Genomic DNA, 23,173 nt, shown 5'->3' on the forward strand with positions numbered 1-23,173 from the left:
TCAGCGCTTCCCGAACACCCGCACGTTGCGGAACCGCGCAGGCGCCGCGCCATGTCCTGTGTGGCCCACTTGCATGGGCTCGCCCTTCCCGCAGTTCGGCGTGCCCCACAGGACCCAATGGTCCGCGTTGCAGACCGCATCGCACGAGCTCCAAAACTGCGGCGTCATCCCGGTGTAGATCGGGTTGCGCAGCATTCGGGTACGTCTTCCCCCCTTGATCTCCCAGGCGATCTCGCAACCGAACTGGAAGTTCAGCCGCCGGTCGTCGATGCTCCAGGACCGATTCGTGTCCATGAGGATCCCCTCGTCCGTATCCGCGATCAGGTCCTCCAGCCGCCACGTCCCCGCAAGCAAGTTGACGTTCGTCATGCGGATCATCGGGATCCGGTTCCACCCCGACGCCCGCGACGTCCCGTTGGATCGGCCGGTCGCCAGATCGCTGCGACCCACCGTACGGGCCAGTCGGCGGGCGCTCTCCCGATCCGTCAAGTAGCCGACGAACCGACCCTCCTTCACGATGTCGGTCCGCTGGGCCGGCACGCCCTCGTCGTCCCAGCCAAAGGTCCCCAGACCCCCCGGCAGCGTGGCGTCCGCGGTGATGTTGACGAACTCCGATCCGTAGCGGAACGTCCCCAGCTTGTCGGGTGTCAGAAAGGACGTGCCGGCAAACGCCGCTTCGTTCCCGAACACGCGGTCGAGCTCGATGGCGTGCCCGCACGACTCGTGGATCTGCAGCGCCACCTGGTTCCCGCTCAGGATCACCGTGGTCACGCCCTCTGGACACGGATCGGCGAACAGCAGTGCTACGGCCTCCTCGGCGATGCGCTCGGCGTTGCCCGGCAGGTCCCACTCCTCCACGAACTCCCACCCGCGCGTCTGCTGGTGGCGTCCGACCGAGTTCGGATAGGAGCGCCGCTGGACCTCGCCGTCTCCGACCGCCGTCGCCTGGATCCCGCACCCGGACTCCACGATCTCCTGCTCGATCAGGCTGCCCTCCGTGCTGGCAAAGATTTTCCGCTGGCGGACAAACACCATGCTCGCCTCGGTCGTCCGGACGCCGGCCACGCCACGCATCCCCGCGTCGGCACGCAGCAACACGTCGACTTTGCGCTCGACGGGAACCGAGAAAGGATCGACCTCGAACGGCGTACGATAGGTGCCGCGTTGGACGACCGGAGGGCCGATGTCGACGTCCTCGGTCTTGGTCAGCGCACTAGCCCTCGCGATCTGCACTGCGAGGTCGGCGACGCGTTCGGCCTCGTCTGGCTCGAGGCGGAAACTGGAGGCAAAACCCCAGGCACCGTCGGCGATCACGCGGACGCCGAAGCCGGTGTCCTCGGTCTGGCTGATCCCCTGGACGGCCCCGTTGCGGACGACGATGGTCTGCTCGGCGGTCTCGACCAGCCGAGCATCCGCATACGTCGCACCCTTGAGTTGCGCGATGTTTAGAGCCCTTGCCAGCAAGTCGTCCATCGCATCCTCCCGTTCGTGGCCTCACTCGCTGCGGCCACCGGCGACCTTCATCCGGCCACACGCCGGGCGACCGTGACGAACCCGGTATGGGCGACCATCCGGTGGACCGGCCGCACGCTCTGGCCTTCGAGATTCCAGGGCCGGACGAGCGTCTCGGTCGTCTCGATCAGCGCGAACGCACCCGAGGCCCGCAACGCCTCGGATGTCCGATGCGCCTGGAGCACGGTCGGCACGTACGACGCGAAGATCCCGCCCGCCGGCAAGGTCGCCGCGGCGTGCTCCACCACCCGCCAGGGCTCGGGCAGATCCAGGATGATGCGTTCCGCAGGCGCGTCCGGGATCCCTTCGTAGACGTCGTGGATGCGCGCCACCAGACGATCCTGGGGCCCCAAGAACGCCTCGACGTTGCGCAAAGCGCGGCGTTGGAAGTCAGCCCGCACGTCGTACGTGAAGACCTTCCCCTGTGGTCCCACGGCCCGCAGCAACGCCATCGTCAGCGATCCGGATCCGGTTCCCGCCTCCACCACGGTCGCTCCGGGGTACACGTCGGCTGCCATCAGGATCTGCGCCAGGTCCTTGGGATAGACGATCGTGGCCCCGCGGGGCATCTCCAGCACGTAGTCTGCGAGTGTAGGCCGCACGGCCAGGAAACGCTCGCCCGCCGATGTGCGCACGAACGTCCCCTCGTCGCGCCCGATCAGGTCGTCGTGCGCCAGGCGGCCCCGCAGGTCTTGGACCTTGCCGGCTTGGAGCGTGATCGGATAGCTACGCCGGCGGCGGTCGATGAGCAGGACGAGGTCGCCGGCCTGCAGGGGGCCCGTGCGCATCAACGCTCGGCGGCCGACCGCGCGGGACCGACCGCAAAGACGTCCACCGCGTCTTCGCGGTCTTGGCCTGCGGCCGTGCGCACACGCATCCGCCGGGCCGCGCGCTCGGTCATCCGGCAGAAGGCGCACACCTCGGCGGTCGTCGGCTGGCCGCAGTGGACACACGAGCGCACCTCGGCGGGCTCCCGCTGGGCTCGAAGCAGTGGCCGCACCCGATCGAGGAAGTTCCAGTAGAGGTTCTGCTTGGTGCCGGGTGCCTGATGCTCCAGGAGGTTCAACGCTTCCTTCAAGAGCAGCGAACGCGCCCCGACGCTGTTGGGGCACTCTTCGAGGATGTAGTCGATGCCGCGCAGCACCGCGTAGGCGGCGGTCTCGCGTTCGGCGATCCGGTACAGGGGCTTCACCTTCTTGACCAGCGCCGGGTGCGTGCTCTCCAGCACCGGCGACTGCCGCACGAGCGCGTCGACGTTGCCCGAGATCAGGTTGCCCAGCAGAACCGCAGCCTCGTCATCGAGGTTGTGGGCGGTGGCCACGACGTCGAATCCCCGATCCAGGGCGAGCTTGTTGAACAGGTAGCGTTTGCTGAGCCCGCACGCAGAGCAAGACACGCGGCCCGTCGCCTCCGCCAGACCCTCCACGCCCACGCCGTACTCGGTGGGGATGTCGACGACGATCAGTTCTGCGCCGCGCACCGCCGCAAACGACGCCGCCTTCTCTTCCGACTCCCGCGAATACTCGTGGATGCCCAGATTCAGGTGCAGTCCGGTCGCCTGGTAGCCGAACCGCAACAGGACGTCCCACAAAACCAGGCTGTCCTTGCCTCCCGACACCGCGACCAGCACACGGTCGGCCCGGGTGAACATGCGTTCCCGCTCGATGGCGCGCCGGACCTGACTCTCGAACCACTCAAGAAAGTGGGGGCCGCAGAACGCCGCGTGATGTCGGCGCACCTCGACGGAAGCGGTCGCCCTGCAGGTGGTGCAGCGCATCAAACCCTCCGCCGGCGAGTCGGCATCCGGACGCGGGGCCGCGATGTCATCCCCCCACCGCCCGGGGTCCGATCCCGCCCGCCACCCGACACCACCGGCCGGATCTCGACCTCGTCGTCCGGGCTGAGCACCGCGTCTGCGGTCAGCAACTCGCCGCCGCGAATGACGATCACCGTCTCCGGGTTGAGGTCGAGTTCACGCAACATCTCCCGGACCGAGCGCGGCCCCTGTAGGGCGACGTACCGGCGCTGGTGGCCAATGTGGACCTTCACGCGGTCATGATAACAGCGACGGGCGCGGTGCGGGTAGCCGCCACGCCCGACCACCGCCGACGGGTGAACCATTCACGGGTCGGCGTAGAGCCGTTCACCGCGGTGCAGTCGGTGCGCGATCTGGAACGTCTGTCCCTGCGAACGCATCGTCGGCGCGTGGGCCGCCAGGTAGCGCGCCGCGGCGATCAGGACGTGCGCACCCGCGGGTGTGTTGCCCAGGTGGCGGAACTGGCGGAAGGCTGCCTCGATCATCTGCACCGTGTGAAAGTCGCGGTCCTCTCGCAGGAGCAACGCGCCTAGGGCGGCCAGCAGTCGGCCCGGCGCCCCGCCGCTGGCGAGGTAGTCCGCGACCAGCGCGCCCGCCTCGTCCACCTGTTGCTGGCGGTCCAGCACATCCGCCAGCTCGCGCAGGAGGCCTTCGGGGTCCTGCACCCGCGCCGGTTCGGGCAGCCGCGCCGGCGGCACGTTGAGGAAACGGTCCAGGTAGACGCTCATCGCCGCATCGAACACGCCCCGCAGCAACGCCGGCGGATCCTCGGTCGAATCTCCGTCCAGGCGGCGCAGTCCCTGCTCGACCGCGTTGGCGAACGTGAAGGTGTGAAGCGCCGTATCCCAGTCGCTGAATTCGTTGCTTCTGGCGAAGTGCGCGACCCGCAGCGCCGCGGCATAGCTCACCGCGGCGGCGAGCTCGACGGCGGTCGCTCCCTGCCGAAGTCCGTCCACCAGCGCGTCTGCGATGGCCTGCGGATCGTGACCAAGGAGGATCGGGACGAGCGCTTCGCGGCCCGACCAAGAACCCCGCTTGGACCTGCCGGCGGGCGCGGCGTCGGGGATCACCTCGAAGGCCGCCTCGACGACCTCGACCAGGTCGATCGGGTGACGCCAAGCGTTGGATTCCTCCATCCTCTCAGCCTGCGCGTAGCCGGGCGCGAGGCTGCCCAGAACGGGTTCCGCAAACTCCCACCCGGCCAGGTCCAACGCCTCGAGGGCCTTGTTCGTGAAGTCCAGCAAGTGCCCGCCTGCGGCGTACCGGTGGTCGGTCGCGGCCGCGAACAGCATGTCCGCGATCTGCCGCGCGCCCGCCCCCGCCCGCACCGCCGACACGATGCACCGTTCCGCGCCCTCCGCGTCCCGCACCTCCACGAACCGCCGAAACCACCGCCGCAGCGCCGCAACATCGGCCGGCTGACCGGGGAGCGGACGGACGCCGTGGCGCGGCGGGCTGCCCGCGCAGTCCACGGCCACGTGCGACAGGCCGTGGTACAATGCCCGCGCCCGGTCCTCGGGGTAGAGGCAGAAGATCAGGTTCATCAAACAGGCGAGCGTCGTCAGCCCACGACCCCATCCGGTTTCCCGATGCCGCGCGCCGAACTCCAGCCCGATGCGGAAGGGCTCGGCCGCGTCCTCGCCTGCGGCCAGCAGGCCGATCACCGCCTTAGCGATCACCAGGTTCAGTCCCCGCTCCAGTCCGTCCCGCAGTCTGGTCCGCTGATGGGTGACTGCGTCCTGGCGTGGCGAGACGTCCACCCACACCTCGCCATCCCGGACTTCCACCGGAAAGGTACGCACGTCATCGGCCCACAGGTCGAAGGTACCGCCGGTGGCGAGGTCAAACCGGGCGTGGTGCCAGTGGCACGTCAGGATCCCGTCGTGCACCGAGCCGCGATGCAATGGAAAGCCCATGTGCGGGCAACGGTTGTCCACCGCGTAGATGCGGCCCTGGTGCGCGAACAGGGCGACGGTGTGCCCGGCCACCGCGACCGCCAGACAACCGGCGCGCTGCACCTCCTCCAGCCGCGCCGCCCGTGTGAACCCTCCTGCCGAACCCATCCTGCGCCCTCCCCGGCTCGTGTCGAGACGGCGATCCGCCGCTCCCGCGGAGAGCGGAGCCTTTCGTTACAAAGTATCAGGCGGAGATCGCCGAACCTCCTGCCACGGTGCCTGGATCCAGCGCCGCGCGCTAGGCGTCGCGCCGATGTTACGTCCCTCCGCCCGGCTCACGGCTGCCCTCCTGCGCCGTAGGCCACCTGGCCTGTACCTCACAGGCGTCTGGGGACGGTCCCCACCGGGCCCCGGCAACGGGGTTCCCGCGCGATCCTCCAAGGGGGTTCCGGGGTGAGGGGCACAGGCGGCTAGCCGGCGGTGCGGATGGACTCGCGGAGGATGTCGACGATGCGATCCACCTGGGACTCGGAGACCACAAAGGGAGGCGCCACGCAGACGACGTCGCCGATCGGGTGGTCGCCCCGCTGCCCTGCCCTCATGCGGGTCAGCAGCCCGCGCCGGCGCGCCTGCGCAAGCACCCGTGCGCCCGATCCCAGCGCCGGTTCCTTCGTGTCCTGATCTTCGACCAGCTCGATCCCGCACATCAGTCCCAGCCCGCGGACGTCGCCGACACGGGGAAGATCACCGAGGGTTCGGAGGCCGTCGAGGAGTCGGCGCCCCAACACCGCGGCGCGCTCCACCAGGCCCTCTCCCTCGAGGATGTCGAGATTCCGCAGCGCCACCGCGCAGCACGTGGGGTGGGCGGAGTAGGTGGCCGCGTGCATGAACCGCTCCGCCGCCGGCGCGTCGAGGATCGTCCGGTGGATCTGCTCCGAGACCATGATGCCTCCCAGCGGCAGGTATGCACTCGTCACCCCCTTGGCGAAGGTGACGATGTCGGGGCGGACGCCCCAGTGTTCGAGTGCGAACCAGCGCCCGGTCCGGCCAAAGCCCGTGATGACCTCGTCGGCGATCAGCAGGACGCCGTGGCGGTCGCAGATCTCGCGAACCCTGGGAAAGTAGTCTCCATCCGGCGGGATCACGCCGCCGGCGCCGATCACCGGCTCGGCGATGAACGCCGCCACGGTCTGCGGGTCCTCCCGGACGATCGCCTCCTCGAGGGCTTCCGCCGCAGACCCCTCCTCGCGGTAGGGATAGGGTGGTGGGACGTGGACGAAGCCGGGAACCGTCGGCGCGAACATGCGGTGGTACGCCGGAATCCCCGTGGCGCTCATGGCGGCTAGCGTCACGCCGTGGTACGCGTGGTGGCGGCTGACGATCTTCGTCTTGTCCGGTAGACCGCGCCGCTTCCAGTAGTAGCGGGCGATCTTGAACGCGGTCTCGTTGGATTCGGCCCCTCCGGTCGTGAAGTAGACACCCGACAGGCCTCGATAGGAGAGGGAGAGCAGCCGTTCGGCCAGGCGGGCGGCTGGTTCGTTCGTGAGCCCTGCATACGCCGAGGCGTACGCCAGCTGCGCCATCTGCCGGGCGGCCGCGTCAGCTAGCTCCTCCCTGCCGTGTCCCACGTTGACGTTCCACAGCGAGGAAAGACCGTCGATGTACTCCCGGCCATCCGCGTCGCGCAGCACCGCGCCCTGGCCTTGGACGGTGACTACGGCGTCCGCCTGCTCCGCGGGGTCATGCAGCGGGTGGATGAGAAACCTGCGATCCAGCTCGAGAATCCTCTCGCGGTCACCGGGCATTCGCTCCCCCGTCTCTTGGAAACACGCCGCGCCACGCAAACGATCCCGTCTGCGTGTGGATGCCCTGGCCCAACCTGTTCAGAATCGAGCTCGTGTGGGTCTGGGCGGCGTACGCCGTGACCGGCCCGCCTGCGGTCCGTACGTAGGGACGGCGCGCCGTCACCCTGCGGCGGGAGGTGGGGACGCTCCGGTCGGGCTCACCGCTCAGGCGGCCACTCCCCGCGGCCTCACGTTCTCCCGTACCCACCTCACGACCTCGGCCAAGGAGGTGCCGGGCGTGAAGATCTGCCTGATGCCGGCCGCCCGCAGGCCGGGGATGTCGTCTTCGGGGATGATGCCGCCGCCGAAGACCACGATGTCGTCGGCCCGCCGCTCGCGCAGCAGCTCCATGACGCGCGGGAACAGGACGTTGTGCGCGCCCGACAGAATCGACAGACCGATCGCGTCGACGTCCTCCTGGATCGCCGCGCTGACGATCATCTCCGGGGTCTGGTGCAGACCCGTGTAGATGACCTCGAACCCCGCGTCGCGCAGCGCGCGCGCCACGACCTTCGCCCCCCGGTCGTGCCCGTCCAGCCCGGGCTTGGCGATCAGGATCCGGATGCGCGGTTCGGCCATCTGCGTTCGCACCCCGCACCATGATAGGTCACCCCCGCGCCCGTGCGGAAGGGATGGCGCATGCCATCGGACGCGGGGGCCGAGCACGCCCGAGACGTTCAGATGACCGCCTGTTCGCGGTACTCACCCCAGACGGCCCGAAAGACGTCACAGATCTCCCCCAGCGTGGCGTAGGCCTTCACAGCCTCGACGATCGGGTACATCGTGTTCCCACCGGATTCGGCGGTCCGCCGCAGTTCGGCCAGGCAGGCCTGCACCTTCGCATTGTCGCGCTCGGCGCGGATCCGCTGGACGCGGTACACCTGCCGCCGTTCGACCTCCGGATCGATCTTGAGGATCGGGATCGGTTGGGGCTGGTCGGAGACGAACTCGTTGACCCCGACGATGATCTTCTCCTTGCGCTCGATCTGCTGCTGGTAGTGGTAGCTCGCTTCGGCGATCTCCCGCATCGGGTAGGCCAGTTCGATCGCGTTCACCATGCCGCCGAGTTCGTCGATCCTGCGGATGTACCGCCAGGCCTCTTCTTCCATCCGGTCGGTGAGCGCCTCCACGAAGTACGACCCGCCCAGTGGGTCCACGGTGTTGGCCACCCCGCTCTCGTAGGCGAGAATCTGCTGTGTGCGCAGCGCCACAGTGACCGCCTCCTCGGTCGGCAGGGCATAGGTCTCGTCCAGGGAGTTGGTGTGCAGCGACTGCGCACCGCCCAGGATGGCCGCCAGCGCCTGGATCGCGGTGCGGACAACGTTGTTCAGCGGCTGCTGGGCGGTCAGCGACACGCCGGCCGTCTGGCAGTGCGTGCGCAGCATCCACGACCGTGGGTTCTGCGCACCGAACCGCTCCCTCATGATCCTGGCCCACATGCGACGGGCGGCCCTCAGTTTTGCGATCTCTTCGAAGAAGTCGTTGTGCACGTCGAAGAAGAAGCTCAGCCGGGGTGCGAACGTATCCACGTCCAGACCCCGATCGATGCCGCCCTGGACGTAGGCGATACCGTCGGCGAGGGTGAAGGCCAGTTCCTGAACCGCCGTCGCTCCTGCCTCGCGGATGTGATATCCGCTGATCGAGATCGGATTCCACTGAGGGGTCTCACGCACGGAGAACTCGAAGGTATCGATGGCCAGCTTCATGCTGGGCCGTGGCGGGACGATCCACTCCTTCTGCGCGATGAACTCCTTCAGGCAGTCGTTCTGGATGGTGCCGCGCAACCGGGACCGCGGAACCCCGCGCTGGTCCGCCAGCGCCACGTACATCGCGTACAGCACCGCCGCCGGTGCGTTGATCGTCATCGACGTACTGACCTCGGCGAGCGGGATGCCGTCGAACAGCACGTCCATGTCGGCGAGCGTGTCGATCGCCACGCCCTCTCGCCCAACCTCACCGAGCGATCGCGGATGGTCGGAGTCGTAGCCCATCAGCGTCGGCATGTCGAACGCCACGCTGAGCCCGGTCTGCCCCTGCCGCAGGAGGTAGTGAAAACGCTCGTTGGTGTCCTCTGCGGTCCCGAAACCCGCGAACTGGCGCATCGTCCACAGGCGGCCCCGATACATCGTCGCGTGGATGCCGCGCGTGTACGGGTATTCGCCCGGCAGGCCGATGTCATCCAGCGGATCGATGTCCGCGATGTCTTCCGGACCGTACAGCCGCTCGATCGGCATGTCGGAGATCGTCGTGAACCGCCAGGGCCGCTCCGGCTGGCGCTCCAGGGTACGGCGCAGGGTGGTCTGTTCCCAGTGCCTGCGCGCCTCGCGCAATTCCTCGATGCGGTCGCGCGTGATGCTCACGTGCCTCCCTCCCCTCACCCAGCCCGGGCCTTGCGCACCTGCTCGGTCAGTTTCGGCACGATCTGGAACAAGTCCCCCACCACGCCCAGCGATGCGATCTGGAAGATAGGGGCGTTTGGATCCTTGTTGATCGCCACGATGTACTTCGAGCCGGACATCCCAGCCAGGTGCTGCGGCGCCCCAGAGATCCCCACCGCGATGTAGACCTGCGGGCTGACTGTCTTGCCGGTCTGTCCGATTTCGTAGTCGTGCGGCACCCAGCCGGAGTCGACCGGCGGTCGGGAGGACCCCACTGCGGCGCCGAGGGCCTCGGCCAGTTCGTCTAGCATCGCGAAGTTCTCCGGCCCCCGCAGCCCGCGGCCCCCCGAGACCACCACGTCGGCCTCGGCCAGCGACACCCGCTCGCGCTGCAGCTGCCTGGTCTTTAGGAACTTCGTGCGGATCTGCGCGGCATCGAGGTCGACGGGAAGCGCCTGCACGTCCGCCGAACGCCCCTCCTGCCGTGGCGCGGCCGAGAACACCTTCGGCAGGACGACGGCGATCTGGGTGCCCTCGCCGACGAACGCGGCCGCGCCGACGACCTTGCGTGTGTACATCGGGCGGGTGGCCACCAGCCAGCCGTCTTCGATCCGCAGATCCTCGACGTCGGTGACGATCCCACCCGACGCCCGCACGGCCACCCGCGGTGCGAAGTCCCTTCCTGCCGCCGTCGACGGGACCATCACCAGCCACGGTCTTTGTTCGGCGATCGCTGACGCCAGGACCTCGGTGTAGCCATCGGTCGTGTAGGTTTCCAGTAGCGGGTGGTCGGCGACCAACACCCGGTCGGCCCCGCATTCGCCCAGGGGCACGGCCAGCCCGCCCACCCGGTGCCCCAGGAGGATGCCCACCACCTGCCCGCCGCGGGCATCGGCCAGTTCCCTCGCCTTGCCCAGCAGTTCAAACGTGATGCGGCGCAGACTGCCCTCGGCGTGATCGGCCACCACCCAGACGTCGTCGCCCATGCGCAGTTCCTCCCGGCGTCGTCAGATGACCTTTGCGGTCTGCCGCAAGAACTCGACGATGCGCCGCGCCCCCTCTTCGGGGCTGTCCGGCGTGACCACCTCACCGGCCTGTCGCTTCGGTGGCGGCGAGAACCGGACCCAGCGCGTGCGCGCCGCCGGCATCCCGACCTCTTTCGGGTTCAGTCCGAGGTCTGCCACGGTAAGCATCTTGATCTCCTTCCGTTTGGCCTTCATGATGCCCGGAAGGGTCGGGTAGCGCGGCTCGTTGATCGTCCGCTCGACAGTGAAGACCGCGGGCAGCGGGACTTCGAGCGTCTGGGCTCCGCCCTCCACCTCGCGCTCCACCGTGGCGGTACCCTCGTGCAGTTCGAGCTTGGAGATCGCCGTCGCCTGAGCCACACCCAAGAACTCGGCCAGCGCCGCCCCGACCACCGACGCGTTGTCGTCGGTCGCCAGGCGTCCGCAGAGCACGAGGTCCCACTCGAGCGAGCCGACGACCCTGCTCAGCACCCGGGCGACCGTGAGGTGGTCGGAGCCGTCCAGCGCCGGATCCCGGACGAGGATGCCCTCGTCGGCGCCCATCGCTAGCGCGGTTCGGACCGCCTCCGTCGCCCTCTCCGCGCCCAGGCAGACCACCGTTACGCTGCCGCCCACCTTCTCCTTGATGCGCAGCGCCTCCTCGACCGCGTGCTCGTCGTAGTAGTTGAGGATCCAGTTGATCCCCTGTTCCTCGATGCCGCTGCCGTCCGGCTTCACCCGGATCGGCTGCTCGGTGTCCGGCACCTGCTTGACGCAGACGACGACGTTCACGATCCACCTCGCATCGGCGGGCTCTCGGCTATCTGCTGCCCACCAGGTTCCTGGCGATCACCAGGCGCTGGATCTCCGAAGTCCCCTCGTAGATCTCCGTGATCTTCGCGTCTCGGAAGTGCCTCTCTGCCGGGTAGTCCTTGACATAGCCGTAACCGCCGAAAATCTGGATCCCCTGGGTCGCCGCCCACATGGCGGTCTCCGACGCGAACAGCTTGGCCATCGATGCCTCCTGGGTGTGCCGGCGGCCCCGGTCTCGCAGCCAGGCCGCCCGGTAGGTGAGCAGCCGGGCCGCGTCGATCCGCGTCGCCATGTCGGCGATCTTCCACTGGATGGCCTGAAACTCCGCGATCGGCCGGCCGAACTGCCTTCGCTCCCTCGCGTAGGCCGCGCTTTCTTCCAGCGTGGCCCGCGCGATGCCGATCGCCTGCGCCGCGATGCCGATCCGGCCGCCATCGAGCGTCGCCAGGGCGATCTTGAAACCCTGCCCGCGCTCGCCGAGCAGGTTGTCCTTGGGGATGCGGCAGTCCTCGAGCAGAATCTCGCACGTCGACGACGCGTTGATCCCCAGCTTGCGTTCCACCTTGCCCACGCGGATGCCCGGTCGGTCCTTCTCCACGATGAATGCCGAGATGCCGTGCGCCCCTTCTTCGGGTTCGCTGCGCGCGTAGACGATGCAGATCGAAGCCTCCACGCCGTTCGTGACGAAGATCTTGGTGCCGTTGAGCACCCATGTGTCGCCATCGTCGCGCGCCGTCGCCCGAAGCGACGCCGCGTCGGAACCGGCGGCTGGCTCGGTCAGGCAGTAGCACCCCACCTCGCGTCCTGAGGCCAGCGCCGGGAGGAAGTGCCGCTTTTGGGCCTCCGTCCCGTTCCGGAGGATGGGGTCACAGACCAGGGAGTTGTTGACCGACATGATGACCGCCGTGCCGGCGCACGCGCGCGCGATCTCCTCGAGCGCCACGACATAGGACACGCAGTCCATACCCGCGCCCCCGTACGCTTCCGGTACGATCATGCCCATCATCCCCAGCTCGCCGAGCTGGCGTATGATCTCCGTTGGGAAGCGGTGCTCGGCGTCGAGCTGGGCGGCTACCGGAAGGATCTCTCGGGTTGCGAAGTCTCGGGCGGTCTGCTGAACGAGGCGCTGTTCTTCGGTGAGCGCGAAGTCCATTCTGTTCCTCTGGCAGGAAAGCCGTCCCCGGCGGCTCGCAGCCCCCGGTCCCTGCAAATCGTAGCCTTGGACATTCGCCCAGCGCAATACGGCTGCCGACGCGGAGGAGAAGGCGTGACGGGTGGTGTATCCCATGGAGGATGAAGCGCATCGAGTCGGCGGTGGATCCCCGCAGCCGCGAGTTCGAGGCGAACCGGTCCTACCACCGGGAGCTGGCCGAGCAACTCCATCAGCGCCTGGCGGTCGTCCGCGCCGGCGGCGGCGAGCGCGCCCAGCGGCGTCAGCGGGAGCTGGGCAAGATGACGGTCCGCGAACGGATCGATCGTCTCCTCGACCCGGGCTCGCCGTTTCTGGAACTGTCGCCCCTGGCCGCCTGGGAGATGTACGACGGCGAAGCCCCGGCCGCCGGCATCGTCACGGGGATCGGTCGCGTGTCCGGACAGGAAGTGATGATCGTCGCCAACGATGCGACCGTCAAGGGCGGCACGTACTTTCCGATCACCGTCAAGAAGCATCTGCGGGCGCAGGAGATCGCCTTGCAGAACCGGCTGCCGTGCGTCTACCTGGTGGACTCCGGGGGCGCCTTCTTGCCGTTGCAGGCCGAAGTCTTCCCCGACCGCGACCACTTTGGCCGGATCTTCTACAACCAGGCGCGGCTGTCTGCCGAGGGGATCCCCCAGATCGCGGCGGTGATGGGGTCGTGTACCGCCGGGGGAGCCTACGTGCCGGCGATGAGCGACGAGGCGGTCATCGTCCGAGGCACCGGGACGATCTTCTTGGGCGGGCCACCGCTGGTGAAGGCCGCCACCGGTGAGGACGTCTCGGCCGAAGAACTCGGCGGTGCCGACGTGCACGCCCGCCGGTCCGGGGTGGTGGATCACTACGCTCACGACGACGCCCACGCCATCGAGGTCGTGCGCGACATCGTGGGGACGCTGAATCGCCGCAAGACCGTCGATGTGGACGTCGCCGATCCGGAAGAGCCGTACTATGATCCGGAGGAGATCTACGGGGTCCTGCCGACCGACCTGCGGAAGGGCTACGACGTGCGGGAGGTGATCGCCCGCATCACGGACGGCAGCCGCTTCCACGAGTTCAAGGCCCTGTACGGGACCACGCTCGTGTGTGGGTTCGCGCGCATTCACGGCATCCTCGTGGGCATCCTCGCGAACAACGGCGTCCTGTTCGTCGAGAGCGCAGAGAAGGGAGCCCACTTCATCGAGCTGTGCGGGCAGCGCCGGATCCCGGTGGTGTTCTTGCAGAACATCACAGGGTTCATCGTGGGCCGACAGTACGAAGCCGCCGGTATCGCCCGCGCCGGGGCGAAGATGGTGCATGCCGTCGCCACCTGCGGCGTGCCACGGTTCACGGTGATCATCGGCGGCTCGTACGGGGCCGGCAACTACGCGATGTGCGGGCGCGCCTACGAGCCGCGTTTCCTGTGGATGTGGCCGAACGCGCGGATCAACGTCATGGGCCCCGAGCAGGCCGCCGGCGTCCTCGTAACCGTCAAGCGCGACCAGCTGGCTCGCGAGGGCAGGGTTCTCTCCAATGAGGAAGCCGAGGCGATCGCGCGCCCGATCCTCGACAAGTACGAGCACGAGGGGAACGCCTACTACAGTACGGCACGGCTGTGGGACGACGGCATCATCGACCCGCCGGCCACGCGCGACGTCCTCGGCCTGGCGCTGTCGGCGGCGCTGAACGCGCCGATCCAGCCGATGAAGCCGGGCGTGTTTCGCATGTGAGGGTGAACGTGCTCCGCGTGGAGGTCGACGGATCGAGCCTGTCGATCACGCTGTCGCGGCCTGAGGTGCACAACGCCCTCAGCGCCGACCTGATCGATGCGCTCGGCGCGGCGTTCCGGGACGCCGCCCGGCGGCCTGGCATCCGCTACGTCGTGCTGTCCGGGGAAGGTCCGTCGTTCTGCGCCGGCGCGGACCTGCACTGGATGCGCTCGACGGTTCACGCCTCGCTGGAGGACAACCGTCGCGACGCGGCGCGACTGGCCGAGATGCTCGACGCCGTGGTCGGCTGCCCGCGGCCGGTCGTGGCCCGCGTCCACGGCGCGGTGCTGGGCGGTGGCATGGGGTTGGTGGCCGCCTGCGACCTCGCGGTGGCCGAACCGGGCGCGGTCTTCGGACTCACCGAGGTGCGGCTGGGGTTGGTCCCGGCGATGATTTTCCCCTTTCTGCTCCGGAAGGTGTCGCGCTCCCACCTGCTGTGGGCCGCGCTGACCGGTGAGCGTTTCCCGGCCCATCGCGCCCTGGAAATGGGGCTGGTGAACGCGGTCGCCGACGACCCCGACGACGTCGTCGCCGGATGGGCGCGCAGCCTGCAGGCGGGGGGACCCGAAGCGCTGGCCCAGGTGAAGCACCTGTTCGACCAGGTGCACCGCCTCAGTCCCCAGGAGGCGAGGGAGTTCACCGTCGACCTGATCGCCCGGCTCCGCACCGGACCCGAAGGTCAGGAGGGCATGCGGGCATTTCTCGAAAGACGCAGACCCAGCTGGATGGCAACGCACGACTCGGAGTGAGCTCACGTGCTCGGCCGGCACCCGACTCCGACATGACCCTCTCGAAGATCCTGATCGCCAACCGCGGGGAGATCGCCGTCCGGGTCATCCGGGCATGCCGCGATCTGGGTGTCGCCGCCGTCGCCGTCTACTCGGACGTCGACCGTACCTCGGCCCACGTCCTGCTGGCGGACGAGGCGGTTTCGATCGGGCCCCCCGAGCCGGCCGCGTCCTACCTCAACATCGACCGCATCCTCGAAGCCGCCCGACGGGTGGGCGCAGACGCCATCCACCCCGGGTACGGATTTTTGGCGGAGAACGCTGCCTTCGCGGAGGCCTGCCGCCAAGCGGATGTCACGTTCATCGGTCCGCCCCCGGAGGTCATCTCCGCCCTGGGGGACAAGGCCAGGGCCCGCCGCCTCGCCGCGACAGCCGGCGTGCCGGTCGTGCCAGGCCACGACGGACCCTCCGGCGACGAGGATCTGGCCCGCGCAGCAGCGCGGCTGGGTTACCCGGTGTTGGTCAAGGCGGCGGCGGGTGGGGGTGGCAAGGGGATGCGCGTCGTGCGCACCGCCGCCGAACTGGCCCCCGCCCTCGCATCCGCGCGGCGCGAGGCGCGCTCGGCTTTCGGGGACGACGCCTTGATCCTCGAGAAGTACATCGAGGGAGCCCGCCACATCGAAGTCCAGATCCTCGCCGACGGATACGGCAACGCCGTCCACCTCGGTGAGCGCGAGTGCAGCGTACAGCGGCGCCACCAGAAGATCGTGGAGGAGGCGCCGTCGGTCGTCGTCGATGCCCAGTTGCGGGCGCACCTGGGAGACGCCGCGCTGCGCGTGGTGCGGGAGGCGGGCTACGTCAACGCGGGCACCGTCGAGTTCCTCGTCGACCGGGACCGTTGCTTCTACTTCCTGGAGGTCAACACACGTCTCCAGGTCGAGCATCCCGTCACCGAAGCGGTCACGGGGATCGACATGGTGTGCGAGCAGATCCGCATCGCCGCCGGGCAGCGCCTCGACCTGACGCAGGACGACGTCGTCCTGCGCGGGCACGCCGTCGAGTGCCGCATCTACGCGGAAGACCCCCAAGCCGACTTTGCGCCGTCGCCCGGTACCGTGCTGCGCCTGGTCGAGCCCCACATCCCCGGCGTGCGGATCGACTCCGGCATCCGCGCCGGTCAGGTCGTGCCCGTGCACTACGACCCAATCCTCGCGAAGGCGATCGCATGGGCACCGCACCGCGACGCCGCCCTGCGGCGCATGGTCCAGGCCCTCGAGGAGTACGTGATCCTGGGCATCCAGACCAACATCCCGCACCTGCGCGCCATCGTCACGCACCCCTCCTTCCTCGCGGGTGAACTGTCGACGGACTTCCTGTCCGAGCACCTGGCTGGTTGGCGGCGTTCGCCCCCGCCCGCAGAAGCACTCGCGATCGCGGCCACGCTCGCCGCCCGGCAACGCCCCTCGACCGCCCGCCCCGCCACGCCGGCCGCTTTCCCTGATCCGTGGGACCGGCTGTCGGGATGGAGGATGCCGTGACCTTCAACGCCGGGCATCACCCGCCGCGCGTCGCGCCGCAGCGATTCGTACTGCGGACGGGTGGAGCGGAGTTTCCGGTGGAGGTTTTCGGCGACGGCCAGCAGCTGGTCGTGAGGGTCGACGGCCACCAGTGTCGGGTGGCGCTGGAAGAGATCGACGGGGGTCTGTTCGCCGCGACCTGTGACGGCCGGCGGCTCATCGTCCACCACGCCGAACGGTCGGGCGTCCATCACCTCCACGTCCGGGGCGAGGCTTATGCCTTCGAGACGGGCCGGGCGGATCGGCCGGCTGCGCATCAGGTCGCCCACCACGACCTGCGGGCACCCATGCCGGGCGTCGTGACCCGGCTGTTCGTGCGGCCGGGCGAGGTCGTGGACGCCGGGGCGCCGTTGTTCGCCCTCGAGGCGATGAAGATGGAGACCGTCGTCCGGGCCGGCGCCCGCGCGCGCGTTAGGCAGGTCCACGTCTCCGCCGGTGGGCAGGTGGACGCAGGCGCCATCGTCGTAGAGGTGGAGGACCTCTCCGATTCCGCACCCGGGCAGGGGGAGGACGGCGCGTGAAGGTCCCCGATCGGGTCCGAATCGTCGAGGTCGGCCCGCGCGACGGGCTCCAGAACGAACCCGACATCGTGCCGACCGAAACCAAGGTCGCGTTCATCGAGATGCTGGCCGACGCCGGGGCACCGATCATCGAGGTCGGCTCGTTCGTCCGGCCCGACCGCGTCCCACAGATGGCCGACACCGAGCAGGTCGTACGCCGTCTGCGGGCCCGGGAGGACACGACGTACGTGGCGCTGGTGCCCAACCGCCGGGGTCTGGAGCGCGCGCTGGACTGTGGGCTTCGCACCGTCGCGGTGTTCACCGCAGCCACCGACGACTTCGCCCGCGCCAACATCGGGATGACGGTCGACGGTTCCCTGGCACACTTCCGCGAGGTCGTCCGCGAAGCCTCCGCCGCCGGCGTCCGTGTGCGCGGGTACGTCTCGGTCTGTTGGTGGTGCCCCTACTCCGGGAGGGTGCCGCCGGAAGCGACGCGGCGGGTGGCGGTGGAACTGGTGGAGATGGGCTGCACGGAGGTGGGGATTGGGGACACGGTCGGCGCCGCCACCCCCACCGAGGTTCAAACGCTCCTCGCGCTGCTGCTGCGGGAGATCCCGGCCGACCGCATGGGCGTTCACTTCCACGACACCCGGGGCACGGGACTCGCCAACGTCCTGGCCTCCCTCGAGCTGGGGATCGCCACGGTGGACGCCTCAGCCGGCGGGCTGGGCGGCTGCCCGTTCGCCCCCGGGGCGTTGGGCAACGTCGCCACGGAGGACGTGCTCTACATGCTCCACGGCATGGGGATCCACACCGGAGTGGACCTCGAGGCCGTCACAGCCGCCTCGCGCTACATGGAGTCGGTGCTCGGGCACGGGCTGCCCTCGCGCTACCTCCAGGCAGGACCCCCGTCGGGCGCCCGCTGAGCCGACCTCCTCCCTCTGGTCCGGGTCGGCTGCGCGCCGCCGGCGATCGCGCCCAGGATCCGCAGGGGCTCGAGGCCATCGCGGACGGCCGGGGGCAGGACGGCGGACAGTCCGGACGTGGTCAGGTCCTCGGACCCGGCGAAGACGCGGATGTGTGGCCTCACCCGCCGCACACCCGACCCCGCATCCCGCAGCGTGCCCCGCAGTGCTGGGTACACCCGCTCGAGCGCGGCCACGACGTCGCCCACGGTCACCACGCCCCCGATCGGCAGCGGAACGTCGACGGTCACGACGGTCGAGGCCAGGCCGACGAGCCGCCGCAGGTGGCCGGGCAGGTGGACGTGAATGCGCGCGCTGTGCCTCGGTGGCATGTCTACCCGAGCGTCTGAGCCTCCACCGAGAGCACCGCGGGGAGGTAGCCGACGATCAGGTTCCACGTCTCGCCGCCGTCGCTCGATCCGTAGACCTGCCCGCCCGTCGTGCCGAAGTACACCCCGCACGGGTCGAGTCGGTCGGTCGCCATCGCGTCGCGCAGCACGTTCACGTAGCAGTGTTGGTCCGGAAGGCCCCGGGTCAACGGCTCCCAGTTCCCTCCGCCATCGCGGCTGCGGTAGACGCGCAACGCCCCCTCCGGCGGGTAGTGTTCTTCGTCGCTGGCGATCGGCACGACGTAGACCGTATCCGGCTCGTGCGGGTGGACCGCGATCGGAAACCCAAAGTTCGAGGGCAGGTCACCGCTGACGTCCCGCCAAGACTCGCCGGCGTCGTCGCTCCGGTACACACCGTAGTGTTTCTGCATGAACAGTACGTTCGGCCGATCTGGGTGCATCGTCACCTTGTGCACGCAGTAGCCGACCTCTGGCTGCTCTTCGGGCAGGTACTTCGCGCTGAGTCCACGGTTCATCGGCCGCCAGCTGGCCCCCGCGTCGTCGGACCGGAAGACGCCCGCGGCGGAGATCGCCACGTACAACCGCTGCGGGCGCATCGGATCGAACAGGATCGTGTGCAGGCACAGACCACCCGCTCCCGGCATCCACCGCAGGTGGGAGGGATGCTTGCGCAGGGCCGACAGCTCGGTCCACGACGTGCCGCCGTCGCCGGATACGAACAGCGCGGCGTCCTCCGCCCCGGCCACGACCGCCTCGCCGCCGCCCGGCACCGGCCAGTCGTCCGGAGCCGGCTCGATGTGCCACACCCGCCTGAACTTCCAGGGCTGCTGCTCACCGGAGAAGTCCTGGTGGGTGGTGCTGCCGTCGGCGTAGGCGAACTCGTTGCCCACCGGATGCCACGAGCGTCCGCCGTCGCCGCTGCGCTGGATCACGACGCCTGACCACGAGGAGCAGATCGCGGCGTACACGCGGTCGGGGTCCGAAGACGACCCCTGCATGTGGTACACCTCTGCGCCGAACAGCGGGCCGCGCACGTCCCACCGACCCCGGGTCTCGTCCGATGTCAGGACGAACCCGCCCTTGCGGGTCCCGACGAGCAACCTCACGCCCTGCATGGTCTGCCTCCCAAAGCAGTCTGGCGTCGGCGGTGGGCGGCTGGCACGCGCCGGGGTCCGCTTGTCTGGAGATCTCGATGGGCTGCCGACTGCCGCTACGCCTTCGAGTAGTCGTAGAATCCCCTGCCGGACTTGCGCCCGTGATGGCCGCTGAGGACCATCTGCTTCAACAGCGGCGGGGGCGCGTACCGAGGATCCTTGAACTCCTCGTACATCGCCTCGGCGATGTAGTACGTCGTGTCAACCCCCACGAAGTCCAGGAGCACGAATGGGCCCATGGGGTGGTTGAGCCCGAGTTGGACCGCGGTGTCGATCTCCTCCTTCGTAGCCACACCCTTTTCCAGCGCGCGCACCGCGTCCAGCAGGTAGGGCACCAGCAGGAGGTTCACGATGAACCCCGGATAGTCCTTCGTGACGACCACGGTCTTGCCCAGCGACTCCACGAACGTCCGTGCGGTCTGCAGCGTCTGGTCGCTCGTGAGGTACCCACGGACGATCTCGACCAGCTTCATCACCGGCACGGGGTTGAAGAAGTGCATTCCGCACACACGGTCCGCTCGCTTCGTCACCGAAGCCTGCTCGGTGATCGACAGGGACGAGGTGTTGCTCGCGAACACCACGTGGTCCGGGCAGACCGCGTCCAGCTCCCGCCAGATCTCCTTCTTGACCTCCATCCTCTCCACGGCCGCCTCGATCACAACGTCGCAGTCCCGCAGGTCGGCCAAGGTGACCGTGCCCCGGATGCGGGATCGTGCGGCGTCGCGCTGCTCGGCTGTCATCTTCTGTCGGTCCACCGCGCGGGCCATGGACGCCTCCACGCGCTCCAGCCCCTTGCGCAACAGCGCGTCGTCCACCTCCCGCACCACCACCTCGTAGCCGGCTCGAGCACACGTCTCCACGATGCCCGAGCCCATCAACCCACACCCGACCACGCCTACCCGCCGGATCTCCATGCGCGCCCTCCTCAGCTCACCTTCTGTCCCCACGCCACGCCTCGCGCCAGTAGTCCAGCTTGATCTGTTCTGTGTTGGGTTCGGGCGGCCGCCGTCCGACGACCTCGACCGCAGCCTCCTCCTGCGCTGCCTCGTCGAGGACCCACCACCCGTCGTAACCTTCCTTGGGAATCGCCCGCAGCGCCTCCTGCATCATCTGGTGCTGCCTCTCGATCACCTCGCGGCCCACCCTTCGGTCGCGGCCAGCGTCCCGCATCACGCAGACTTCAAGCGGTGTGTCGAACGCGATCACGTATACCGGCGCGCCGCAGCGCCCTGCCAGCGCACGCAGGTCGGCCCGCGCACGCGGCGACACCGCAGTGCTGTCGGCGACAGCCAGGCGGCCGAGTTCCAGGCGATGCCGGAGGATCTCGTGAAACAGCGCGAACGCCCTCCCGCTCACCGCCAGGGACGACTCGTCGTCCGCGATCATGGCCCGGCACCGGTCCGAGGAGACGACCTCCGTCGGGCGGAAGTGGCGATGGGCGAACGTGCTCTTGCCGCTCCCTGCCGGCCCCACCAGGACCACGAGCGCATGTCCGGGAATTTCGATCGGCGTCAATCGACGATCCGGTGTATGAGGGGGCGGACTTCCGGCCGCTCGGGGCCGATCAGGTACGCCCCCCGCACGCGCTCGGATGCCTCGGGCACGCTCTTTTCGCTTCGAGCATGCAACCGTGCCAGCGGGGTGCCCCGCTCGACGCGGGCTCCGACCTTCTCCAGCACCACGACGCCGACCGCGGGGTCGATCGGATCGTCCTTCCTGGCGCGGCCCGCACCCAGGGTCATCGCGGCCCGCCCGATGGCCTCTGCGTCGATGGCCTGGACGTAGCCGCCGGATTCCGAGGTCACGTCCGCGACCACCGGCGCCGCTGGAAGGCGGCCGGCTTCTTCCACCACCGACGGGTCTCCGCCCTGCGCCTCGATCATCTGACCCAGCTTGCGCAGCGCCTCACCAGAGCGGATCCGACTGCGCAGCTCGTCCCTGCCGGCTTTCGCGTCGGGTACACGCCCCCCAAGCCGCAGCATCTGGGCCCCCAGTTCCAGACACAGCTCCGTCAGGTCCCCCGGTCCCTCGCCGCGCAGGGTCTGGATGGCCTCGGAGACCTCGAGCGCGTTGCCCACGGCGTGCCCCAGGGGTTGGTCCATATCGCTGATCACCGCCACGGTGCGCCGCCCCAGCGCGGTCCCGATGTCGACCATGGCGCGCGCCAGCGCTTCGGCCTCCGGGACGGTCTTCATGAACGCGCCGCTGCCGGTCTTGACGTCGAGCACGATCGCATCCGCTCCTCCTGCGATCTTCTTGCTCATGATGCTGCTGGCAATCAGCGGCACACTGTCGACCGTGGCCGTCACATCCCGCAGCGCGTAGAGCTTCTTGTCCGCGGGCACCAAGTTCGCGGTCTGACCCACGATCGCGCATCCGATGCGCGCGACCTGCTCGCAGAAGGCTTCCAGGGTGAGCTCGGTGCGCAATCCGGGGACGGACTCCAGCTTGTCGAGCGTGCCCCCGGTGTGCCCCAGCCCGCGCCCGGACATCTTCGGGACCGCCACACCCGCCGACGCCACGAGCGGGACCAGCACGATCGACGTCTTGTCGCCCACCCCACCGCTGCTGTGCTTGTCGACCTTCGTGCCGGGGATCCGCCTCAGGTCGACCCTCTCCCCGGACTCCGCCATGGCCAGCGTCAGGTCGGCGGTCTCCCGACTGCTCATCCCGCGGAAGTAGATCGCCATCAGCAGGGCGCTGATCTGGTAGTCTGGGATCTCGTCGCGGACAAACCCGTCGATCAGGAAGCGAATCTCGTCGCCTCTCAGCTCGCCGCCATTGCGCTTCTTGAGCAGCAGATCGTAGACGCGCACTCCCTCACCGCCCTGGGTGCGGTCTGACCACCAGACCGCGTGCCTGGCACCGCCGTCAGCGCATCTCGCGGAGGATCCGCCGCACCAGGCGCACGAACCTGGGTTCCAGCTCCCGGGCCACCGCCAGGACCTCCTCGTGTGTCACCGGCACCACCACCTCTCCCGTTGCCATGTCGGTGATCGCGGTGATGCCCAGTACCCGCATGCCCAAGTGGCGGGCGGCGATCACCTCCGGCACCGTCGACATCCCCACCGCGTCCGCTCCCAGTCCGCGCAGCATCCGCAACTCCGCGGCGGTCTCGTACGAGGGCCCCGTCACCGCCACGTACACGCCCTTGCGGATCGCAATCCGCTCGTCGACCGCGCACCGCTCCGCGAGGGCCACCAACTCCGGGTCGTACGGCCGCGACATGTCCGGAAACCGCGGGCCCAGCGACTCGTCGTTCGGTCCGATCAGCGGATTGGTGCCCTGGAAGTTGATGTGGTCGGAGATGATCATGAGGTCGCCGGCCTTCCACTCCCGGTTGAGGCCGCCGGCGGCGTTGCTCACCAACAGCGTCCGGCATCCCAGCGCGAACAGTACCCGGATCGGAAAGACGACGTCCTGGATCGCGTATCCTTCGTAGAAGTGAATGCGCCCCTGCATCGCGCCGACGCGCTTGCCCTCCAGGGTTCCCAGAACCAGGCGCCCCGCGTGGCCTTCAACGGTGGACCGCGGGAAGTGCGGGATCTCGTCGTAGGACACCGCGCCGGCCAGTTCGATCGCGTCGGCGAGCGCACCCAGCCCCGATCCGAGAACGATTCCCACTTCCGGATCGAATGGCACACGCTTGCGGACCGCAGCGGCGGCCTCTTCCATTCGCCTGCGGATTCCCAAGGAT

Annotated in this window: 22 protein-coding genes; 5 read left to right on the forward strand and 17 right to left on the reverse strand. The window is 69.0% G+C overall.

The window, feature by feature from the left end:
* The 11 genes from QN163_05710 to QN163_05760 all read right to left on the reverse strand — a co-directional run bounded on the left by QN163_05710 (position 1) and on the right by QN163_05760 (position 12,415).
* On the reverse strand, positions 1–1,473 hold the full coding sequence (locus QN163_05710) for a TldD/PmbA family protein (protein MDR5683505.1): 1,473 nt from the start codon (positions 1,471–1,473) through the stop codon (positions 1–3).
* 47 nt (positions 1,474–1,520) lie between these two features.
* Positions 1,521–2,300 carry a tRNA (adenine-N1)-methyltransferase gene (locus tag QN163_05715; protein MDR5683506.1) on the reverse strand — a complete coding sequence of 260 codons (780 nt, stop codon included), beginning with the start codon at positions 2,298–2,300 and terminating at the stop codon, positions 1,521–1,523.
* Positions 2,300–3,289, reverse strand: coding sequence for a TIGR00269 family protein (locus tag QN163_05720; protein MDR5683507.1), 990 nt, complete (start codon positions 3,287–3,289; stop codon positions 2,300–2,302). Before QN163_05720 ends, QN163_05715 begins: the two co-directional genes overlap by 1 nt.
* Positions 3,289–3,561, reverse strand: coding sequence for a MoaD/ThiS family protein (locus tag QN163_05725; protein ID MDR5683508.1), 273 nt, complete (start codon positions 3,559–3,561; stop codon positions 3,289–3,291). The genes QN163_05720 and QN163_05725 overlap by 1 nt, the downstream gene beginning before the upstream one ends.
* A 72-nt stretch (positions 3,562–3,633) precedes the next feature.
* Complete coding sequence (locus QN163_05730; protein ID MDR5683509.1) at positions 3,634–5,391, reverse strand: nitrite reductase (NAD(P)H) small subunit; 1,758 nt, start codon at positions 5,389–5,391, stop codon at positions 3,634–3,636.
* Between the two features lie 302 nt (positions 5,392–5,693).
* Positions 5,694–7,028 carry an aspartate aminotransferase family protein gene (locus tag QN163_05735; GenBank protein MDR5683510.1) on the reverse strand — a complete coding sequence of 445 codons (1,335 nt, stop codon included), beginning with the start codon at positions 7,026–7,028 and terminating at the stop codon, positions 5,694–5,696.
* 204 nt (positions 7,029–7,232) lie between these two features.
* A complete protein-coding gene (locus tag QN163_05740; GenBank protein ID MDR5683511.1) occupies positions 7,233–7,646 on the reverse strand; it encodes a cobalamin B12-binding domain-containing protein in 414 nt (137 codons plus the stop codon).
* 98 nt (positions 7,647–7,744) lie between these two features.
* A complete protein-coding gene (locus QN163_05745) occupies positions 7,745–9,427 on the reverse strand; it encodes a methylmalonyl-CoA mutase family protein (GenBank protein ID MDR5683512.1) in 1,683 nt (560 codons plus the stop codon).
* Positions 9,428–9,441: 14 nt separating this feature from the next.
* Positions 9,442–10,431 (reverse strand): electron transfer flavoprotein subunit alpha/FixB family protein, encoded by a 990-nt coding sequence (locus QN163_05750; protein ID MDR5683513.1) that lies wholly within the window; start codon positions 10,429–10,431, stop codon positions 9,442–9,444.
* Positions 10,432–10,452: 21 nt separating this feature from the next.
* A complete protein-coding gene (locus QN163_05755) occupies positions 10,453–11,241 on the reverse strand; it encodes an electron transfer flavoprotein subunit beta/FixA family protein (protein ID MDR5683514.1) in 789 nt (262 codons plus the stop codon).
* Positions 11,242–11,269: 28 nt separating this feature from the next.
* A complete protein-coding gene (locus tag QN163_05760; protein MDR5683515.1) occupies positions 11,270–12,415 on the reverse strand; it encodes an acyl-CoA dehydrogenase in 1,146 nt (381 codons plus the stop codon).
* 140 nt (positions 12,416–12,555) lie between these two features.
* Here QN163_05760 and QN163_05765 point away from each other — a divergent pair, with 140 nt between their 5' ends.
* From QN163_05765 to QN163_05785, 5 genes are read left to right on the forward strand one after another with little or no spacing between them, the layout of a single operon-like run.
* Positions 12,556–14,163 (forward strand): carboxyl transferase domain-containing protein, encoded by a 1,608-nt coding sequence (locus tag QN163_05765; protein MDR5683516.1) that lies wholly within the window; start codon positions 12,556–12,558, stop codon positions 14,161–14,163.
* 2 nt (positions 14,164–14,165) lie between these two features.
* On the forward strand, positions 14,166–14,951 hold the full coding sequence (locus QN163_05770; protein MDR5683517.1) for an enoyl-CoA hydratase-related protein: 786 nt from the start codon (positions 14,166–14,168) through the stop codon (positions 14,949–14,951).
* 32 nt (positions 14,952–14,983) lie between these two features.
* On the forward strand, positions 14,984–16,468 hold the full coding sequence (locus QN163_05775) for an acetyl-CoA carboxylase biotin carboxylase subunit (GenBank protein ID MDR5683518.1): 1,485 nt from the start codon (positions 14,984–14,986) through the stop codon (positions 16,466–16,468).
* On the forward strand, positions 16,453–17,028 hold the full coding sequence (locus QN163_05780) for a biotin/lipoyl-containing protein (protein MDR5683519.1): 576 nt from the start codon (positions 16,453–16,455) through the stop codon (positions 17,026–17,028). Before QN163_05775 ends, QN163_05780 begins: the two co-directional genes overlap by 16 nt.
* Entirely contained in the window at positions 17,025–17,933 is a 909-nt protein-coding gene (locus QN163_05785; GenBank protein ID MDR5683520.1) for a hydroxymethylglutaryl-CoA lyase, read from the forward strand. The genes QN163_05780 and QN163_05785 overlap by 4 nt, the downstream gene beginning before the upstream one ends.
* On the opposite strand, the gene QN163_05790 is transcribed toward QN163_05785, so the two are convergent.
* The 6 genes from QN163_05790 to QN163_05815 all read right to left on the reverse strand — a co-directional run bounded on the left by QN163_05790 (position 17,897) and on the right by QN163_05815 (position 23,163).
* Entirely contained in the window at positions 17,897–18,304 is a 408-nt protein-coding gene (locus QN163_05790; protein ID MDR5683521.1) for a hypothetical protein, read from the reverse strand. The two genes, QN163_05785 and QN163_05790, sit on opposite strands and share 37 nt — an antisense overlap.
* A 2-nt stretch (positions 18,305–18,306) precedes the next feature.
* The gene (locus tag QN163_05795; GenBank protein ID MDR5683522.1) at positions 18,307–19,437 is read right to left on the reverse strand and encodes an exo-alpha-sialidase; all 1,131 of its coding nucleotides are present in this window, start codon (positions 19,435–19,437) and stop codon (positions 18,307–18,309) included.
* 95 nt (positions 19,438–19,532) lie between these two features.
* Complete coding sequence (locus tag QN163_05800; GenBank protein ID MDR5683523.1) at positions 19,533–20,390, reverse strand: 3-hydroxybutyryl-CoA dehydrogenase; 858 nt, start codon at positions 20,388–20,390, stop codon at positions 19,533–19,535.
* Between the two features lie 16 nt (positions 20,391–20,406).
* Positions 20,407–20,991 (reverse strand): AAA family ATPase, encoded by a 585-nt coding sequence (locus tag QN163_05805; protein ID MDR5683524.1) that lies wholly within the window; start codon positions 20,989–20,991, stop codon positions 20,407–20,409.
* Entirely contained in the window at positions 20,988–22,292 is a 1,305-nt protein-coding gene (locus QN163_05810; GenBank protein MDR5683525.1) for a pyrimidine-nucleoside phosphorylase, read from the reverse strand. Before QN163_05810 ends, QN163_05805 begins: the two co-directional genes overlap by 4 nt.
* A gap of 55 nt (positions 22,293–22,347) precedes the next feature.
* Entirely contained in the window at positions 22,348–23,163 is an 816-nt protein-coding gene (locus QN163_05815; GenBank protein ID MDR5683526.1) for a purine-nucleoside phosphorylase, read from the reverse strand.
* Positions 23,164–23,173 lie beyond the last annotated feature (10 nt).

The sequence above is a fragment of the Armatimonadota bacterium genome, assembly GCA_031432545.1.
Taxonomy (GTDB): domain Bacteria; phylum Sysuimicrobiota; class Sysuimicrobiia; order Sysuimicrobiales; family Sysuimicrobiaceae; genus Caldifonticola; species Caldifonticola tengchongensis.

Excerpts from the sequence above, each read along its gene's own strand:
- QN163_05780 (MDR5683519.1), top strand. The coding sequence starts at position 16,453 with ATGGAGGATGCCGTGACCTTCAACGCCGGGCATCACCCGCCGCGCGTC.
- QN163_05795 (MDR5683522.1), bottom strand. The coding sequence starts at position 19,437 with ATGCAGGGCGTGAGGTTGCTCGTCGGGACCCGCAAGGGCGGGTTCGTC.
- QN163_05750 (MDR5683513.1), bottom strand. The coding sequence starts at position 10,431 with ATGGGCGACGACGTCTGGGTGGTGGCCGATCACGCCGAGGGCAGTCTG.
- QN163_05760 (MDR5683515.1), bottom strand. The coding sequence starts at position 12,415 with ATGGACTTCGCGCTCACCGAAGAACAGCGCCTCGTTCAGCAGACCGCC.
- QN163_05735 (MDR5683510.1), bottom strand. The coding sequence starts at position 7,028 with ATGCCCGGTGACCGCGAGAGGATTCTCGAGCTGGATCGCAGGTTTCTC.
- QN163_05715 (MDR5683506.1), bottom strand. The coding sequence starts at position 2,300 with ATGCGCACGGGCCCCCTGCAGGCCGGCGACCTCGTCCTGCTCATCGAC.
- QN163_05740 (MDR5683511.1), bottom strand. The coding sequence starts at position 7,646 with ATGGCCGAACCGCGCATCCGGATCCTGATCGCCAAGCCCGGGCTGGAC.
- QN163_05800 (MDR5683523.1), bottom strand. The coding sequence starts at position 20,390 with ATGGAGATCCGGCGGGTAGGCGTGGTCGGGTGTGGGTTGATGGGCTCG.
- QN163_05790 (MDR5683521.1), bottom strand. The coding sequence starts at position 18,304 with ATGCCACCGAGGCACAGCGCGCGCATTCACGTCCACCTGCCCGGCCAC.
- QN163_05710 (MDR5683505.1), bottom strand. The coding sequence starts at position 1,473 with ATGGACGACTTGCTGGCAAGGGCTCTAAACATCGCGCAACTCAAGGGT.
- QN163_05765 (MDR5683516.1), top strand. The coding sequence starts at position 12,556 with ATGAAGCGCATCGAGTCGGCGGTGGATCCCCGCAGCCGCGAGTTCGAG.
- QN163_05730 (MDR5683509.1), bottom strand. The coding sequence starts at position 5,391 with ATGGGTTCGGCAGGAGGGTTCACACGGGCGGCGCGGCTGGAGGAGGTG.
- QN163_05775 (MDR5683518.1), top strand. The coding sequence starts at position 14,984 with ATGACCCTCTCGAAGATCCTGATCGCCAACCGCGGGGAGATCGCCGTC.
- QN163_05720 (MDR5683507.1), bottom strand. The coding sequence starts at position 3,289 with ATGCGCTGCACCACCTGCAGGGCGACCGCTTCCGTCGAGGTGCGCCGA.